General features: G+C 68.7%; 15 protein-coding genes. 9 read left to right on the forward strand and 6 right to left on the reverse strand.

From position 1 onward, the window contains the following. The first annotated feature begins 108 nt into the window (after nucleotides 1-108). Complete coding sequence (locus ACTJKJ_RS14340; protein ID WP_297381357.1) at nucleotides 109-1,071, forward strand: reverse transcriptase domain-containing protein; 963 nt, start codon at nucleotides 109-111, stop codon at nucleotides 1,069-1,071. Then, the gene (locus ACTJKJ_RS14345; RefSeq protein WP_440820872.1) at nucleotides 1,068-2,564 is read left to right on the forward strand and encodes an AAA family ATPase; all 1,497 of its coding nucleotides are present in this window, start codon (nucleotides 1,068-1,070) and stop codon (nucleotides 2,562-2,564) included. Before ACTJKJ_RS14340 ends, ACTJKJ_RS14345 begins: the two co-directional genes overlap by 4 nt. Here ACTJKJ_RS14345 and ACTJKJ_RS14350 read toward each other — a convergent pair. Next, nucleotides 2,551-4,245, reverse strand: a complete 1,695-nt coding sequence (locus tag ACTJKJ_RS14350) for a hypothetical protein (RefSeq protein WP_440820873.1) — start codon at nucleotides 4,243-4,245, stop codon at nucleotides 2,551-2,553. The genes ACTJKJ_RS14345 and ACTJKJ_RS14350 overlap by 14 nt on opposite strands. A gap of 14 nt (nucleotides 4,246-4,259) precedes the next feature. Then, nucleotides 4,260-5,570, reverse strand: coding sequence for an SPFH domain-containing protein (locus ACTJKJ_RS14355; protein WP_440820874.1), 1,311 nt, complete (start codon nucleotides 5,568-5,570; stop codon nucleotides 4,260-4,262). A gap of 166 nt (nucleotides 5,571-5,736) precedes the next feature. Here ACTJKJ_RS14355 and ACTJKJ_RS14360 point away from each other — a divergent pair, with 166 nt between their 5' ends. From ACTJKJ_RS14360 to ypfH, 4 genes are all read left to right on the forward strand, one after another. Then, nucleotides 5,737-6,447: a response regulator gene (locus tag ACTJKJ_RS14360; protein WP_183483928.1), complete on the forward strand. Its 711-nt coding sequence runs from the start codon at nucleotides 5,737-5,739 to the stop codon at nucleotides 6,445-6,447. A gap of 10 nt (nucleotides 6,448-6,457) precedes the next feature. After that, nucleotides 6,458-8,725: an ATP-binding protein gene (locus ACTJKJ_RS14365; RefSeq protein WP_440820875.1), complete on the forward strand. Its 2,268-nt coding sequence runs from the start codon at nucleotides 6,458-6,460 to the stop codon at nucleotides 8,723-8,725. A 77-nt stretch (nucleotides 8,726-8,802) separates the two neighbouring features. After that, complete coding sequence (locus ACTJKJ_RS14370; RefSeq protein ID WP_297381339.1) at nucleotides 8,803-9,141, forward strand: thioredoxin family protein; 339 nt, start codon at nucleotides 8,803-8,805, stop codon at nucleotides 9,139-9,141. A gap of 16 nt (nucleotides 9,142-9,157) precedes the next feature. Beyond that, nucleotides 9,158-9,859, forward strand: coding sequence for an esterase (gene ypfH / locus ACTJKJ_RS14375; RefSeq protein ID WP_147239927.1), 702 nt, complete (start codon nucleotides 9,158-9,160; stop codon nucleotides 9,857-9,859). Between the two features lie 99 nt (nucleotides 9,860-9,958). On the opposite strand, the gene ACTJKJ_RS14380 is transcribed toward ypfH, so the two are convergent. Beyond that, entirely contained in the window at nucleotides 9,959-11,695 is a 1,737-nt protein-coding gene (locus ACTJKJ_RS14380; protein ID WP_440820876.1) for a M14 family metallopeptidase, read from the reverse strand. 207 nt (nucleotides 11,696-11,902) lie between these two features. Between ACTJKJ_RS14380 and ribA the strand changes: the two genes are divergently transcribed. Together ribA and ACTJKJ_RS14390 are read left to right on the forward strand one after the other, a co-directional pair. Then, a complete protein-coding gene (ribA, locus tag ACTJKJ_RS14385) occupies nucleotides 11,903-12,526 on the forward strand; it encodes a GTP cyclohydrolase II (protein WP_217648492.1) in 624 nt (207 codons plus the stop codon). A gap of 7 nt (nucleotides 12,527-12,533) precedes the next feature. Continuing rightward, nucleotides 12,534-13,100 (forward strand): hemerythrin domain-containing protein, encoded by a 567-nt coding sequence (locus ACTJKJ_RS14390; protein ID WP_440820877.1) that lies wholly within the window; start codon nucleotides 12,534-12,536, stop codon nucleotides 13,098-13,100. 146 nt (nucleotides 13,101-13,246) lie between these two features. Here the strand turns inward: ACTJKJ_RS14390 and ACTJKJ_RS14395 are convergent, their stop codons facing one another. After that, entirely contained in the window at nucleotides 13,247-13,576 is a 330-nt protein-coding gene (locus tag ACTJKJ_RS14395) for a four-helix bundle copper-binding protein (protein ID WP_440820878.1), read from the reverse strand. Nucleotides 13,577-13,662: 86 nt separating this feature from the next. Beyond that, nucleotides 13,663-14,034 (reverse strand): hypothetical protein, encoded by a 372-nt coding sequence (locus tag ACTJKJ_RS14400; protein ID WP_440820879.1) that lies wholly within the window; start codon nucleotides 14,032-14,034, stop codon nucleotides 13,663-13,665. A gap of 322 nt (nucleotides 14,035-14,356) precedes the next feature. Between ACTJKJ_RS14400 and ACTJKJ_RS14405 the strand changes: the two genes are divergently transcribed. Then, nucleotides 14,357-14,872: a cupredoxin domain-containing protein gene (locus tag ACTJKJ_RS14405; protein ID WP_440820880.1), complete on the forward strand. Its 516-nt coding sequence runs from the start codon at nucleotides 14,357-14,359 to the stop codon at nucleotides 14,870-14,872. A 7-nt stretch (nucleotides 14,873-14,879) separates the two neighbouring features. Here ACTJKJ_RS14405 and rsgA read toward each other — a convergent pair whose 3' ends face one another. After that, entirely contained in the window at nucleotides 14,880-15,944 is a 1,065-nt protein-coding gene (gene rsgA / locus ACTJKJ_RS14410) for a ribosome small subunit-dependent GTPase A (protein ID WP_440820881.1), read from the reverse strand. Nucleotides 15,945-16,100 lie beyond the last annotated feature (156 nt).

Genomic DNA, 16,100 nt, shown 5'->3' on the forward strand with positions numbered 1-16,100 from the left:
GACCGGAGATACTCCTGGTCACTGGCATGGCGCGCATGCTAGCAGAGCCCTTCAGCTTTGCGAAGCGCCTTTAATTCCGCGGATCGCGAACCGAACGCCAAGACAAAAATGATTAAGAAGCCACTCGAACAGCTGTTTGACGCGATGCATCACGGCAAGTACGCATATGCGGACTTCCTGAGTGGGACGTTGGAGAATAACTTTCGTCGGCAGATCATTGGTCCCTCGACGCGTCGACGCGAAATCCTGGTTCCCAACAAGAAGCTCAAGGACTTCCTCGTCTTCCTTAACCTCTTCGTTTTTGACCATCTGCCCGTCTGCCAAGGAGCGGTCTTCTCCTATCGCAAAGGCGCCACGCCGATGCAGGCCGTCGAAATGCATCGAAACAGCAGATATTTTCTGCAGATGGACATCAAAAACTTCTTCCCAAGCATCAATCGCGCGCTTGTGGAGCGAGCACTGCTCAAAGGCGGCGAAACCACGCCGGTGGCAGACATTCAGGAGCGGAAAGAAAGAATCCTGGACATGGTCTGCGTCGATGGTCATCTCCCGCTCGGATTCCCCACCTCCCCGCCTATCAGCAATGCCATTCTCAATGGATTCGACGTCGAAATGCAGGGCTACTCCAAAAGGATGGGTGTTCGATATACGAGATATTCAGACGACCTCATCTTCTCGTCCGAAAGTCCGATCCCGCAGCAGTTGCCCGAGGAAGTAGCCGCGCTGATACGCCGGCACTCTGACGACGTCCTCTCCATCCACTCCGGAAAGACAAAATTCTTTCGCACGGGCGGGAAGATAAAGATACTTGGAATGATGATCCTCCCAAATGGCCGCATCACAATCGATTCCAAGATCAAGAGCGAGTTGGAAGTTCTCCTGCATTTCTACATCACCGACAAGTCGAAGTTCTTCGACCTATGCGAAGGTGACGAGCAGGCCGGAATCGAGAGAGCGGCCGGATATCTGACCTATGCGAACTCGGTGGATCCCGAGTACATCGGCCGTCTGAGGAAAAAATTCGGCGCCGCGACCGTCGACATGGTTTTACATCGCTCATATCCGCAATGAACAAGCTCAGCGTCACGATCAACAAGGTCCAGCATCTGGCGCGTCTGCATTTCGAAGTTGACCTTGAGGTTCCGAGACTGCTGTGTCTCACGGGCCGGAACGGCACCGGGAAAACGACACTCGTCAAGGCGTTGCGCAACTTGGCGAACGCTGACACCTTCTCCAAGACCACGGTCCGCGCCGCTTTCAGTCCTGAGAGTTCAATCGTCTACAACATTGACGATGTTCAAATCGAGTTCCGATACAACAAGGATCTCGGAATTGTCGACTGCAAGGAGCCCATTCCTGACTCGATCAGGAACGCGATCCTCGCTGAATTGCCGCTGCCTTATGGCGAACGATTCAATTTCTTCCAGCGCATCAGCAACGCGGACGACGATATTCGCAGGGCCATCATTCTTCAACAATACCGCGAACCGGTCGCATTGAAGGACTTCCTGCGAAATATCTACGGCAACAACAAGTTCGACCGCTTGATCGAGATTCCGGCAAAAGGCGCCTCGTACTATTGCATCCTGCTCGACGATGACAGATACATCCGGGAGGACTATCTCAGTTCCGGCGAATACTTCGTCATAGCGTTGTTCCGGCGGCTGTCCGCAGGTCAGCGGTTGGTCATCGTCGATGAACTCGACATTTCGCTTGACGCCGCCGCTCAGGTTCAATTGGTCGCGCAGTTACGCCGGCTATGCCAGACCTACGGATCATCGCTCGTCTTCACGACGCACTCCCTCGCTCTCATGAAGAAACTCGCCCCGGGCGAGCTTTTCCATATTGAATCCGAGGAGTCGGACGGAAATCACGGCATTTCGTGTCTCTCGTTCAATCACGTCAACGCGTTGCTCTTCGGCTTCATCGGCAGCGACAAGTACATCCTGACGGAGGACGAGATGCTGGGGGAGTACATCTCGTATCTCATCTCAAGCCTGGATTCGCCCATTTTCTTCAGCCACAAGATCATCTTCATCGGTTCGGCTAACGATACGGTCAGTCTGATGAAGCGCAACGCAAGGGAAAAGTTTTTCGCGGGACCGGAAGACGTCATCACCATTCTGGACGGCGACAAGTCCCAAACTCGGCTGGCGCGCGTTCAGAATGTCCATTTCCTGCCATTTGCCAGCGTTGAGAAAGCATTCCTCCTCGCCTGTCTCCAAGGCGAAATCAACATTCCTCCAGATCAGCATCTGAAAAACGTCTGTGATGTGGCTGACCTCCATGACTTCGAAAAAGCAGGAGCAACTGCCATGACTGCCATGACCGAAGGCCGATTCGGAAAGATCGCCAAGACATTCGTTCGAATCGTCACTGGCGAGGAACAACTTCTGACCCAACGAGGGATATTCGCGGCGCTGACCGCGATCCACAGTCCAGGCGTGGAGACGCTTCGCCAGACTCTCGGCAATTTCCTGTGTCGGCCGCCGCGAGTCGATGAGCTCCAAACACCTGACGCAGCGGGAATCGCGGGCACTGCCATCGCCATCACCGCAAACTGAGCGTCGCCCCCTTCCAATCCGCCGCCTGCCAGCGCTGGAACGCGCCCAGCATCGCGGCATCGCCGGCCTGGCGCTTCGTCTCCAGCGTGTCGAGATCGACCTGCTCGTAGCTGCGCTTGTAGCGGCCTTCGGCGCGCGATTCGCGCGCGACCAGCAGCTCCTTGCCGCCCGGCACCCAGCCGGCGAATTCCGCGTAGCCCAGGCCCGGCTGCGCCGCCACCGGCGGCAGCGCCGTCATCCGCCAGCCCTGCGCCGTGCGGCGCAGCAGCCAGAGCTCGCGCCAGCCATCGGCCGGCACCGAGGCGATCGCGATCGCATTGCCCTCGCGGTTGATCCGCGCCGAGGCCGTCATCACCAGCCCCCACGCGCAGTGGCGCAGCAGCGGCGGACTGCCCTCCTTGGCGCCGTTCATGGCGAGCGTCAGGCAGCTTTCGCCCGGCTGGCCCGGCAGCACCGTCAGCGTGAAACCGCCCAGCGTCTGCGTCGACGGCCCCGCGGGCAGCGCCGCCCAGCGCATCGCGTTGCCGCGCATCGCCGCATCGTTGTAGTCGCGCTGGTCGTCGTCCGACAGCTCGGCCGGCACGATGCGCGCGAACGCCTCGAGCGCTCGACGCGACGCGGCCGACGACGCATCCACCTGCAGGCTCGCGACCGGCACGCCTTCGCCGGCACCGGCACCGGCACGCCGCGCGCGGATGAAGGACAGGCCGCTCCACACGCCCGACTGGCGCATCAGCACGCGATTGCGCCAGTGCGTCGCGAGCGCCGGATCGCGCAGGTCGACCTTGTCCAGCACGTCCGCGCGCCACTGGTCCATCTGCTCCCGCTTCGGCGGCGTCGCGGCCGGATCCAGGCAGTCGACACGCGTCAGCGCGAGCGCCGCGCGCGCCTTCTGCTCGGGCGTCGAGGCCGGCATCGCCAGCACGCGCCGGAACGCCTCGCCGTCGTAGCAGAGCTGCATCGCGCCGGCCTCGCGCTCCAGCGAGCGGAAGCGCAGGCCGTAGCGCGCGGCCACGTCGAGCTGCGCGGCCACCTGCGTCTCCGCCGCCGTCGTCGAGCCATCCGCCTTGGGCTGCACACGCGAGGCGCGATCGGCCAGCCGCTCGGCCAGCGTGCCCATCGCGTCGAGCGCCTCGGCGCCGTCCGCGCCGTTGATCTCCTCCGCGCTCGCCGCCTGCACGTAGGCGGCGGCCAGGCCCAGCCCGAGCGACTCCGCGCCCGGCTGCTGACGCACGACGCGCAGCGCGGCCAGCAGCGCCTCCGGCTGCGCGGCCGGGCCGGCCAGCGGCAGCAGCGCGGCCTTGCGCACGAAGCCGCCGCGCTCGCGTCGGTAGTCGTAGACCTGGAAATGATCCGGCCGCTCGCCGCGGATCTCCAACGCCTCGCCGCGCCACAGCTGCGCTTGAGCCGGCGAGCCGTCCTTCGCCGCGGCGCGCAGCGCGACGTTGTCCTGCACCACCAGCGCCGTGCGCACCGGTGCGACGCCGTCAGCGGCGCCGGTGCGCTTGATCGGCGGCTTCGGCGCGACCTCGTCCGTCGCCGCGTCGGCGGCGTGGACGCACAGCAGTTGCACGGCGACAGCGGCGATGGCGGCGGCCATCACGAGCTTCATGCGGCCCATGGCATTCCCCTTCCCGACGGCATCGGCCGCCGGGGTGTTCAAGGTCGTCAAGGTGTTCATGGCGTTCATGGCCTTCACTGGGCACCCTGTTCCTGGGCGGGCTCCTGCTTCGTCCCCAGCAGCGTCTTGCCGATGAAGCCGCCATCGGTCGGCGGCGGCGCGATGATCACCTGCACCTTGTCGGACAGCTTGTCGGCCATGGCCTTCTGGATCAGCAGCGGATGGCGGCTCAGCAGCGCGCCCTCGGCGGCCATCTGGTCGACGGCGACCTTGCCGATGCGCGTTTGCCGGTAGGCCTCGGCGTCGGCGAGCTTCTCGCGCGCCTTGGCCTCGCCGTCGGCCTCGATGCCACGCGCCTGCGCGTTGCCCTCGGCCATGCGGACCCGCGCGACGCGCTCCGCCTCGGCTTCGAGCTGGCGCTGCTCGACCTGGCGCTGCTTGAAGGGCAGCACGTGCTTCATCGCCTCCTCCTGGCCCTTGGCGGCGATGACCTGCTCGCGCGCCGAGGCCTCGGCGGCCGTCTCCCGGCGCACCTTCTCCGCCGCGGCCTCCAGCTCGGTCTGCTTGACCTGCTTCTCCTTGAGCTCCAGCGTGTAGCGCATCTTCTCGCTCGCCAGGCCCTCGGCCAGCAGGTTCTCCAGCCCTTCGCGGTACTCGTGGGGCAGGTCGACGTTGCCGATCTCCAGGCCGCGCAGCACGATGCCGTCCAGCGCCAGCTTGCGGCGCAGCTCGCCTTCGAGCGCCGCCTGAATGGGGCCGCGCTGCGTCGAGAAGATCTCGCGCACGGTGTGCGTGGCGATCTGGCGATAGACGATGCCCTGCAGCGCCGGGGCGATCACGTCGCCCTCGATGTCGTCGGGCAAGGAGGCGGCCAGTTGCGGCAGGCGGCTCGGATCGACGGTCCAGCGCACCGTCAGGTCCAGGCCCAGCGACAGGCCTTCGAGCGACTGCAGCGGAGCCTCGCCATCGGCGCGGGCGAAGCGCGTCGGGTGGTAGCTGCGGTCGCGCACCGGCAGGTCGCGGACCTCATGCAGGCCGGGCAGCTTCAGCACCGAGCCCGAACGCGCCTCGGTGATGCCGCCCGTCAGCGTGTTGGTGCGCAGCGTGACGGCGCCGCGCGGCACCTCGTGCATCGGCGGGTGCGTCACCAGCAAGGCCACCGCGCCGGCCACGGCCGTCAGGCCGGCCAGCCAGGGCAGCGCCCGCACCAGGCCCGCGCCGGCGCGCCGGCCGAAGCCGTCGGCGCCGGCGGTCGTGCGCTCGAGGCCGGCGCCTTCGTCACCGAACTCGGCGCCATCGCTGGCATCGACGCGACGGGAGAAGCCGGGCAGTCGAGCCTTCAGCCGGGCAGCGGCGTTGCGGATCGATTGCAGGCGGTCGTTCATGAGGTCCTCCAGGGTGCCCGCTCACGGGCTGTTGGGATGTCGCTCATGGTCCGGAGACGGCGCGGAAGCCTCAATGCGGGCGGGTGGCACCTCCCTTCACGGTCCGGAAGAAACCTTCACGGGGCGGCGGCGCGCGGGCGGCCGGCGCTGTCCATAATCCGGCGCCATGGTCATCCCCAGGAACAAGGTCGCCGTCATCGAGGACGACCGCCCCACCAGCGAGCAACTGGCCGGCTGGATCCGCGCCGCGCGGCCCGAGCTGCAGGTCGATCAATGGTTCGACCGCGACGCCGCCGAGGCCGCGCTGGCCCGCGAGCGCTACGAGATGGTGGTGCTCGACATCGAGCTCGGCCGCGAGCGCAATGCCGGCATCGCGCTGATCAACGAGATCAACAAGCTCGGCGCCGGCACGCCGGTGCTGGTGGTGTCGGCGATGCCGGCGGCGATCTATCGCGGGATCATGAAGGCGCTCGACGCCTGGGACTACCTGCAGAAGACCAGCTTCGACGAGGCCGAATTCATCGACACCTTCCTCGACATCCTGCGCGCCGCGCGGGCCCGCGCGAGCGCCGAGCCGGCCGCAGCCGCGCCGCACGCGCTGCAGCTGGACCCGCTCTGGCAGCGCAGCCCGCTGTGGAAGGGACAGCGCATCAACCTGCCGCTGACCGCGCAGCGCATCCTCGCCACGCTGCATCAGCGCGCGCCGGAGGTGGTGTCGTATGAGGAGCTCTACGACGTGGTCAAGAGCGGCCGCACCCGCGACAACGTGCGCAAACATGTGTCCACGCTGCGCGAGGCGCTGAAGGAGGTCGATCCCGACTTCGACGCGATCGAGAACGTGCCGATGCGGGGGTTCAGGTGGCACGGTCCGCGATAAAGGCGGCCGCATGAAGCTCGGACCGGTCGAGTTGCCGGCGCTGGCCGTGCCGCGCCTCGGACTGGCGGCGTTCCGGCGTCGCGCGGTGGTGCACCTGGCCTTCCTGCTGCTGGCGCTGGCGACGGTGGGCCTCGTGCTGACGGTGCTGATCGACCAGAAGCAGCGCGCCTACCAGCGCTACGCGCAGGGCTTCCGGCAGTCGCTGGCGGAGATCGTGCTGCAGCTGCGCCATCCGAGCGGCCAGCTCGCGCTGCTCAATCCGACGATGAGTGCCGGCGGCCGCGACGGCCAGGCGCCGGTGCTGCTGCCGTTCTCGGCGATCGACTTCGACGACCAGAACAAGGCCCAGCGCGCCGTGGAGATGGCCGGCTGCGGCCTGCGCTGGCCCGACGGCGCGAGCCTGTGCGCCGCTGTCGGCGCGAACGCGTATGCGGGCGGATTCCTCTATCTCGTCGGCAGCCTGGAGAGCGGTCCGCTGACGGGGCGCCAGCATGGCGCGCTCGACCTGGCCGGCGTGCATCGCGCCCGCGTCACGCTGACGCTGCGTGGTGAAACCCAGACCTGGATCGCGCCGTTCGAAGGCGCGGCCGCCGCCGACGGCACGCAGCGCGGACGGCTGACCGGCTTCATCGGCGCCGGGCCGCAGCTGCCCGGCAAGGCCCGGCCGGTGCGCGAGTTCCGCGGCTGGCTCTGGCGCGAGGGCCCCTGCGCGGAAGGCAGCAGCGGTCCGGACTGCGCGCGGCGGACCTTCTATTCGATCCGGCTGCCGGTGGAGGCGTTCCAGGCGGCGCTCTTCGACGCCGCCGGGCAGCGCGCGCGACCGGTGTGGCCGCCGACCGACCTCGACCAGGCGCGGGTGCGGGTAGAACTGCTCGGCCCCGTCGAGCCGGCGAAGCCGGCCCCGGGCGCGTCGACGGCCGCGACGGCAGCCCCGTCAGTGGCAGCCCCGTCAACGGACACCCCCTCGGCGGCTGACCCGCCCGCGAGCGACGCTGCGCGTGGCGACGGCCCGGTGCTCTTCGACAGCGCACGGCCGGGCGCGTCGCTGGCGCAGTCGCTGGACCGCATCGGCGCCTCGCTGCAGCCCGGCGAGACGCTGCGCATCGAGCGCCAGGGCCGGCAGCCGCAGACGATCGCCGAGCGGCGCGGGCCGGAGCTGTCCGAGCGCGCGCTGCCCTGGCTGATCCACGTGATGCGCCGCCTGCCGGTGCGCGGCGAGGTGCTCGGCGTGGGGGCCGGCACTGATGCCGCCGAGGTGCGCTGGCTGACCGCCTCCGACGAGGTCGCGACGCCGAGCGGGCGCTACCGGCTCGAGCTGCGCGGCGACCTGCGCAGCCTGGACCGCCAGCTCGCGCTCGAGGCGCGGCCGCTGGCCTGGCTGGCGGCCGCGATGCTGGCCGCGGTCGCGCTGGCCTGGCTGATGGTGGAGCTGGGCCTGATCCGCGGCATCGCCGTGCTGACCAAGCGCGCGGCGGCGGTGTCCTACAACATGCAGGACGCGCGCGCGGACCAGCGCATCGGCGAGCTCGACGTGGCCGACCTGCGCGGCCGCGATGAACTCGGCATCCTGGCCGGCAGCCTGGCCGACGCGCTCAGCCGCGTGAAGGACGGCCTGCGTCGCGAGCAGCTGCGGGCCGAGCGCGAGCGGGAGATGTGGCATGCGGTCGGCCACGAGATCATGTCGCCGCTGCAATCGCTGATGGTGCTGCACGGCGCGCCGGACGATGCCAGCCACCGCTACGTGCAGCGGATGCAGCAGGCGGTGAAGGTGCTCTACGGCAGCGCGCCGCCGAGCGAGGCGCTGGCCTCCGCCGACCTGCATCCGCAGGCGCTGGACCTGGTCGCCTTCTGCCGGGAGATCGCCGCCAACGCGCATTACGCCGGCATCGCCGGCGTCAGCTTCTCGACCGCCCTGCCCGAGCCGCTGCCGGTGCGGGCCGAAGCCTATGCGCTGGAGGACGCCGTCACCCACGTGCTGCGCAACGCGGACCGCTACCGGCCCGAGGGCACGCCCATTGCCCTCACGCTGGAGGCCGGCGAGCCCGGCGTGGTGCTGCTGCGCATCCACAACCAGGGGCCTCCGATCGACGCGGCGATGCTGGAGACGATCTTCGAATACGGCGTCTCCGACACCGCGCCGCAAGCCGCCGGTGAACGTCGCGGGCAGGGACTGTTCGTCGCCAGGACCTATCTGGCGAAGATGGATGGCAGCATCCGGGCATTCAATGTGCCGGAAGGCGTGGTGTTCGAGATGAGCCTGCGCCGCGCCGCGGCCTGAGGATTGAAACCCGCCGGAGCGGCCCGACGTGGCCCCGCGTTGCGCGCCCTTCCGGCCCGACCCAGCAGGAGTTCCCCATGCCGATGAATCCCCATTACGCGCTGACCGAGCCGATCCGCGATGCCGTCGACACGCTATCCAAGGAGCATCCGTTGCTGGTGGAGTTCGGCGCCTCGTGGTGCCCGATCTGCGAGGCCGCCCAGCCCTTGCTGGTGGAGGCCTTCGGCGGCGGCCACGAGCGCATCCAGCACATCAAGGTCGAGGACGGGAAGGGGCAGCCGCTCGGGCGTTCCTTCAAGGTCAAGCTGTGGCCGACGCTGATCTTCATGCGCGACGGCCAGGAGGTGGAGCGGCTGGTCAGGCCCACGAACGCCGCGGACATTCGGGCCGCGCTGGAACGCATCGACAGCCCCTGACGGACAATCGCGCCCCATGACCCAAGCCCATGTGCTGATCCCCAAGGACGGATCGCCCGACCTGCTGTTCGTGCTGCTGCATGGTGCCGGCGCCGACGCCGAGCAGATGCGCCCGCTGGCCGAGGCGCTGCATCGCCAGTACCCGCGCGCGGCGCTGGTGCTGCCCGAGGGCTTCGAGCCGTTCGACGCCATCCCGGGCGGCGGGGCGGGCTTCCAGTGGTATTCCGAGCAGGGCGACGACGCGGCCAAGGCGGCGCGCCTGACGGCGGCGGTGCCCGAACTGATTGCGCTGGTGCGCCGCTGGGCGGCGAAGCTGGAGATGAGCTGGGAACGCGTGGCGCTGGGCGGGTTCTCGCAGGGCGCCATCCTGGCGCTGGAGGCGCTGCAGCAGGAGGAGCAACTGGCGGGGCGCGTGCTGGCCTTCGGCGGCGCGTATGCCTACTGGCCGCAGCATGCGCCGAAGGAGGTGTCGATCCACCTGCTGCACGGCAAGGACGATGCGGAGCTTCCGTATCCCGCGCTGCTGAACGCGGCGCGCGAGCTGATGGCGCTGGGTGCCGACATCACCGCCGACGTGCTGCCCAAGGTGGGCCATGAGCTGCATCCGGAGCTCATCGAGCGCGCAATGGAGCAGCTGCGGACCTTCATCCCCGCACGGCTGTGGCGCGAGGCCGTGCTCGCGGCCGCCGAGCAGGACAAGAGCGAGCCGAGGCACTGACGCTCGCGCTCTCCCTCAAGCGGGAGAGCGAGCCGCGTACTGCGGCGGCCGCTGGCCCTCACCCCTGCCCTCTCCCGCAAGCGGGAGAGGGAGCAAACCTCAATCGAGCGTGACCTCGGTCCTCACCGTGCCGGCCCGATCGGCCCACGCGACCAGGCTCAGCCGCGTGCCCTGCGGCGCTCTGACCACCCATTCACCGTAGGCGCGATCGCCGGTGATGTCCCGCTCCGGCAGGAACGCCAGCTGCGTCTGCTTCGGCGCATGCCCCTCCAGTTGCGGCCCTTCCATCCGCGGCTTGCCGCTGACGAGCCCCACTTCGGGATCCACCGGCAGGAAGATTTCGAACATCACCCCGCGGGTCTGCTTGCGCGCCAGCGCCTGCTTGGTCACGTAGGCCGGCAGCCAGCCGCTGTTGCCCACCGCCATCCGCACCCGCCACGTATCCGGCCCGAGCGCCCGGACCTCCGTCCTCAGCAGCTCCAGCTTCGGCAGGCTGAGCGCGATCTGGTTCATCCACGCCGGGAACCGCGCCGCCTCGCGCTCGCGCAGGTGCGGCGGCGGGTTGCGCCAGAAGTTCATCTTGTCCCAGCCGCCGATCTCCACCGGCCCCAGCTGCGGATGCATGAACGCGGTCCACTCGACATGCGCCTGCCCGCCGCAGTGCTCGTCGCTCCACTTCAGCAGCTTGAGGTCGTCCTCGACCGGATGGTCGCGGAACCAGTCGATCCACTTGTAGCCGGTGATGCCCGCCTCCTTGTTGGGCGACCACAGCTCCACCACCCAGAACAGCGCCCCCAGGTGCTCGTACACCCAGTCCTGCGTGCCGGTGATGACCTCCTTGGGGTGGTACTTGAACTCGTGCCAGATGCTCACCGCCGGATAACCGGTGTGCTGCTCGCCCAGCCTGGAGAAGCGCTGGTAGGCCCACAGGTCCTCGGGCGCCATCTCCTCGTCGCTGCGCGTGCCGCAGGGCCGCAGGATCACGCCGCTGTGCGTGTGGAAGCTGATGGCCGCGCCGATGTTGGGATGGCCGACCATGAAGTCGACCATCGCGCGCACCTCGGGCTCGCTGGTCGGGTAAGGACCGGCGCCGACCTGCTCGAACTCCTGGCGCCAGCCGGCGGGGAAGTTCCGGTTCAGGTCCAGGCCCTCGCTGTCGCGGTTGACCTTGATGGTCAGGCCGTCGTGGTTGATGACCAGGCCCTCGGGCATCAGGCGGTAGTACTCGCCGCCGAATTCGCCGGGCTGGCGCGCGACCATCAGGCGCGGGTCGTCGGGATGCTTCTTGTAGCCGCCGTGCGGGTCGGGGACCCGCATCGTGAGGATGCGGCCGTCGCCATCGATGTCCTCGACACTCAGGCCCTCGACGGCCTCCTCGTCGAACGGATACGGGCGCGTGGACGAGCGGATGTGGCGCGGCCGGTCGGCCAGCGCCAGCTCGGCGCCATCGGGGTTCAGGCGCGGGACCATGTAGATCGTGCGCGTGTCCAGCAGGTGGGTGACCTGCGCGTCGGTGCCGTACTTGCTCAGCAGGTCGTGCAGGTAGTACAGGCAGGTGGTGCAGGCGGTCAGCTCGGCGGCGTGGATGTTGCCGTCGAGCCAGAAGGCGGGCTTCTCGACGTCGATGCCGGTGGCGGTGTTGGTCAGGATGAGGACCCAGATCTCCCGCCCCTCGAAGCTCTTGCCGATCGACCGCACCGACACCAGATTGGGACAGGCCTCCGCGTAGCTGAACAGCAGCCGGGTGAGCGCCTCGTAGCGGGGGAACTCGTCGAAGCGCGGGGTGGGTAGCGTCGGGGTCGACGCGGGCGCGGCGGCGGGCGGGAGAGCGGTCATGGGCGTCCCAGGGGCGGTGGCGGTGCGGCCGATTTTGCATGCCCAGGCCCCTGCGACCGAGAGGCCTCTCCAGCCCGCGACAGCGCGTTTACCCTGAGAACGGTTAAATTGCGGCCCTTGGGCGCGCAGGTCGACGACGACGGGCGCGCACCGCACGACATGAACGACGAGGCCGTCCGCGAGGGCGCCGAGGTGACTGCTGGAGAGATGGCTGTGAATCACTGCGAGAAGATCCCGTTGGGCACGCAAGGGGCGACCGAGTGGGAGGTGGTGCATCTGCCGTCGTCGCTGGGCGATTTCCAGGCGCGCGCGTTCCGCAGCCCGGTCACCGGCTCGGAGCACTTGGTGCTGTCGGTCGGTCCGCTGCAGGAGCGCGGCGGCCTGCTCCGCGTGCACAGCGAATGCCTGACCGGCGACGTGTTCCAGTCGCTGCGCTGCGACTGCGGCCCGCAACTGCAGGGCGCGCTGGACCTGCTGAAGGACGAAGGCGGCATCGTCATCTACATGCGGGGCCATGAGGGCCGCGGCATCGGTCTGGTCGAGAAGCTGCGCGCCTACGCGCTGCAGGAGGCGGGCGTGGACACGATCGACGCCAACCTGCGCCTGGGCCATGCCGAGGACGAGCGCGACTACGCCGACGCCATCGACATCCTGTGCCTGCTGGGCGTGAAGAGCGTCCGGCTGATCACCAACAACCCGCAGAAGCGCGACGCGCTGGTGGCCGGCGGCGTCGAGGTCGAGGCGCTGGTGCCGCTGCGCATCGCGGCCAATCCGCACAACGAGCGCTACCTCGAGACCAAGCGCAAGCGGATGGGCCACTACCTGGAGTGATCCCGGCGTGAGCCCGCTGCACGCCGCACCCACCGCCGGCTTCGACGCGCCGTTCGAGCTGATGGGCGCGTGCCACGAGCGCATGGCGCGGACGCTGGCGCTGCTGGCGCGCCTGGGCGCCCACGTCGCGGCGCACGGCTGCGACGGTCAGGCGCGCGACGCCGCCGGCGACGTGCTGCGCTACTTCACGCTGGCGGCGCCGCTGCACCACGAGGATGAGGAACGGCATGTGCTGCCGCGGCTGCGCGAACGCGGCCAGGGCGCGCTCGCCGACCGGCTGGGCGCCGAGCATCGCGAGATGGAAGCGCAGTGGGCCGCGATCGCGCCCACGCTCGAGGCGATCCGCGACGGCCGCCTGCGCGACGACGAATTGCCCGGCGCACGCGAGCGCTGGGACCGCTTCGCGACGCTGTACCGCGGGCACCTCGAGGTCGAGGACCACGCGGCCTATCCGGCGGCGCTCGAAGCGCTGACGGGGCCGGAACTCCAAATCGTGGGCGCGGAGATGGCGGGCCGACGGAAGACGCCATGGCCTGTCACGCCCAGGGACGAGGCGGCGCCTCCATCCAGGTGACGGTTCACGCCGCGGCGCGTAGGCTGCGGGCCCCGGATCCGGCCGTCGTCGGGTTCCTGATCCAGGTGGCGCAGATCCTCGGCGCAATGCCAGCGCCAAGGATCTGCGAGGTCAGAAGCGAAAGTCAGAAGCGGCGCTGCGGCCGACTACGCCGCCATGCGGCGGCACTCGTCCGCGCAACGCTTGCAAGCGACCGCGCAATCCTGGCAATGGGGATGCTCGTGCCGGGCGCACTCCTCGCCGCAGGCATCGCACACGGCGGCGCACAGCTGGCAGAGCTGGCGGTCGAACTGACTGCCTCGCGCCATGTAGCTCGCCGCGAGTCGGCAGATGGCGGCGCAGTCCATGTCGAGGGCAATGCACTTCGCCATCATCTTGACGTCCTGCTCTCGCAGGCAGGCGGTGGCGCAGTGGTCGCAGGCATCGGCACAGGTATTGCACGCCTCGACGCAGGCTTGGTTGACTTGATGGGACATGTCGGTCTCCGGTAGGCCGGCCGCTTCAAGGCCGGCAAAAAGGATGGAGGCCGCTTCGCGGGCGAAGCGGCCGCTTGCGGAGACGCTCAGGCTTTGGGCGGTGGGTCGGGCGGCGGCAGCACATGGGACGCCATCCCGAACGGCGGCTTGCGCGCCCACTCGAAGGTGAGCTTGAGCAGCACCGCCGACGCGGCGCCGGAGGGCGCGGTCGGGACGGCAGCGAGCTGGCAGGGGCCGTGAAAGAGGCCGTGCGTGCCGGTGTCGGCAGCCGGCGCGTCGGTCATGGGGTGGTCGGGGGATTCGCCGTGCGCATGGCTCTCGCCGTGATCTGCCGACACCGCGCAGAGCATCTGGCAGATCACCGATGCCGTCGCCACCGGCACCATCGTGCCGAGCATGAACGCCACCAGCAGGCGCCGCAGCAGCGGCGACCGCAGTCGCATCAACAGCGCAGCCACTTGGACCTCGCCATCGCGCTCGACCTTGATACCAGCAACATGCCTGCTCCCGGGAAGAGCCCTGCTGCGGGCAAGTGCCGTTCCCCGCCCGACAACGACGCGGTGCCTTCGACGCGCCCCGCCCGCCCCTCGCCAGCGTGGCGACGACCCGCGTGGCGAACCTCCGTGATGCGGCAAAAAACGTCTGCTTCGGCCGCGTCGGCGCAGTTGGAGGACAGCCCAGGCCGCTTGACCTTCCCACTGGGGCAAGGTCCAGACTCCTCGAGTCGCGGGCCCCTTGGCCCGACGCCGACACCCCTCGACGTTCGCCAACCCCGTGGCCATGCCGGTCACCCAAGGAGTCCCCATGAAAACGCTGCACGCCTGTGCCTTCGCCGTGCTGTCCCTCGCCTCGGTCGCCGTTATCGCCCATGGCGACGAGGACCCCGCCAAGCCTCGCCGCCATGACGACGGAAAGGTCGAGGCGACCGCCTTCGGCCAAGAGGGCCGACCGGGGCAGGTGGTTCGAACCATCCAGGTCAACATGGCCGACAACATGCGGTTCACGCCGTCCGACGTGACGGTCAGGAAGGGAGAGACGATCCGGTTCGTCGTCCACAACAGCGGCCAGGTGCTGCACGAGATGGTGCTGGGCACCACGGACTCCATCGCCCAGCACGCCGCGCTGATGAAGCGGTTTCCCAAGATGGAACATGACGACGCCAACATGGCGCATGTCAAACCGAGCCAGACCGGCGACATCGTCTGGCAGTTCACCCAGCCCGGCGAGTTCCAGTTCGCGTGCCTGCAGCCGGGGCATTTCGAGGCCGGCATGGTCGGCAAGGTGATCGTGAAGTGATGGCCGCTCACGACCGCTTGTCACGCGCCCGCTGGCTGCCCGCCTTGCCGATCGCCTTCCACTTGCCTCGCAGCGCGATGCGCTCCAGCGCCGTCATCTCGCCGCGCTGCGCGTCGCGCATCAGCTTCTTGTAGTTGTCGAGCCGGTCGGGGTCGACCTGCGTCACCACGGCGCACCCGGGCTCGCCTTCATGGTGGCAATCCCGGAAGCGGCAATGCTGGGCGAGCGACTGGATGTCGTCGAAGGACGACGCCAGCGTCCGCGCGTCCGCATCGGGCCGGAAGGTGCGCAGCCCCGGCGTGTCGATGATGCAGGCGCCGAGCGCAGTGCGATGCAGCGAGCGGGCCGTCGTCGTGTGCCGTCCGCGGCCATCGCCCTTGCGCACGCCGCCCGTGTCCTGGGCGGCGCCGGCCAGCGTGTTGATCAGGGTCGACTTGCCGACGCCCGAGGAACCGAGCACCACGAGCGTCTGTCCGGCCTGCATCCAGGGATCGAGCTCGACGCAGGTCGCCGGCGAGAGGCCGTTGACCGGCAGCACCGGCACGGTCGGGGGCAGGCGGCTGCGCATCTCCGCGATGCGGTCCGGCGCGTCGGGCGCGAGGTCGCGCTTGGTCAGCACGACGACCGGCGTGACCTCGCAGGCCGTCACCATGGCGATGTAGCGTTCCATCCGGCGCGCGTTGAAGTCGGCGTCCAGTCCCATCACGAGCAGCGCCGTGTCGACGTTGCTCGCCAGCGGCTGGCGGCGCCCGTCATTCGCGCGCCGCGCGATCTGCGTGACGGGGTCGACGCGATCGGTGATCCAGGCCTGGCCGTGGATGTCCACCTGCATGCCGACCCAGTCGCCGATCGTCAGCGCTTGCGCGCTGGCTTGCAGCTGTTGCACCAGCCGGGGCAGCGCGCGCGCGAGCCGCTCGCCGCGGCCGTCGTGCAGCGTGAAGCAGTCGCGTTGGGATTCGATCACTCGCGCCAGGCGCGAATTCGGTTCATGGGCGCCGAGCTGCGCGGCGCGGGAGGCGATCAAGGGGGTGAGACCGAGCGCTTGCAGCGTCTCGAAGTCGATGTCGATCATGGGAGTCCATTGAATTTGGCTTCGTTCGCGCAGGCGCGAACCCGACCACGCGCGATGGCGCATGGCGTGAAGGGAGTGGGAAGCCGGCCGCGACTGGCGCGACGATCAATGGACCCGCGTTGAGCGCGGAGTCAGGAGCGCTGGGCGCTCAGGCAG

The organism is Roseateles sp. 22389, from assembly GCF_052044995.1.
Lineage (GTDB): Bacteria > Pseudomonadota > Gammaproteobacteria > Burkholderiales > Burkholderiaceae_C > Roseateles.

What these genes read in the sequence shown, in the direction of transcription:
- ACTJKJ_RS14340 (WP_297381357.1), top strand. Translation starts at nt 109, where the DNA reads ATGATTAAGAAGCCACTCGAACAGCTGTTTGACGCGATGCATCACGGC.
- ACTJKJ_RS14345 (WP_440820872.1), top strand. Translation starts at nt 1,068, where the DNA reads ATGAACAAGCTCAGCGTCACGATCAACAAGGTCCAGCATCTGGCGCGT.
- ACTJKJ_RS14350 (WP_440820873.1), bottom strand. Translation starts at nt 4,245, where the DNA reads ATGAACACCTTGACGACCTTGAACACCCCGGCGGCCGATGCCGTCGGG.
- ACTJKJ_RS14355 (WP_440820874.1), bottom strand. Translation starts at nt 5,570, where the DNA reads ATGAACGACCGCCTGCAATCGATCCGCAACGCCGCTGCCCGGCTGAAG.
- ACTJKJ_RS14360 (WP_183483928.1), top strand. Translation starts at nt 5,737, where the DNA reads ATGGTCATCCCCAGGAACAAGGTCGCCGTCATCGAGGACGACCGCCCC.
- ACTJKJ_RS14365 (WP_440820875.1), top strand. Translation starts at nt 6,458, where the DNA reads ATGAAGCTCGGACCGGTCGAGTTGCCGGCGCTGGCCGTGCCGCGCCTC.
- ACTJKJ_RS14370 (WP_297381339.1), top strand. Translation starts at nt 8,803, where the DNA reads ATGCCGATGAATCCCCATTACGCGCTGACCGAGCCGATCCGCGATGCC.
- ypfH (WP_147239927.1), top strand. Translation starts at nt 9,158, where the DNA reads ATGACCCAAGCCCATGTGCTGATCCCCAAGGACGGATCGCCCGACCTG.
- ACTJKJ_RS14380 (WP_440820876.1), bottom strand. Translation starts at nt 11,695, where the DNA reads ATGACCGCTCTCCCGCCCGCCGCCGCGCCCGCGTCGACCCCGACGCTA.
- ribA (WP_217648492.1), top strand. Translation starts at nt 11,903, where the DNA reads ATGGCTGTGAATCACTGCGAGAAGATCCCGTTGGGCACGCAAGGGGCG.
- ACTJKJ_RS14395 (WP_440820878.1), bottom strand. Translation starts at nt 13,576, where the DNA reads ATGTCCCATCAAGTCAACCAAGCCTGCGTCGAGGCGTGCAATACCTGT.
- ACTJKJ_RS14405 (WP_440820880.1), top strand. Translation starts at nt 14,357, where the DNA reads ATGCCGGTCACCCAAGGAGTCCCCATGAAAACGCTGCACGCCTGTGCC.
- rsgA (WP_440820881.1), bottom strand. Translation starts at nt 15,944, where the DNA reads ATGATCGACATCGACTTCGAGACGCTGCAAGCGCTCGGTCTCACCCCC.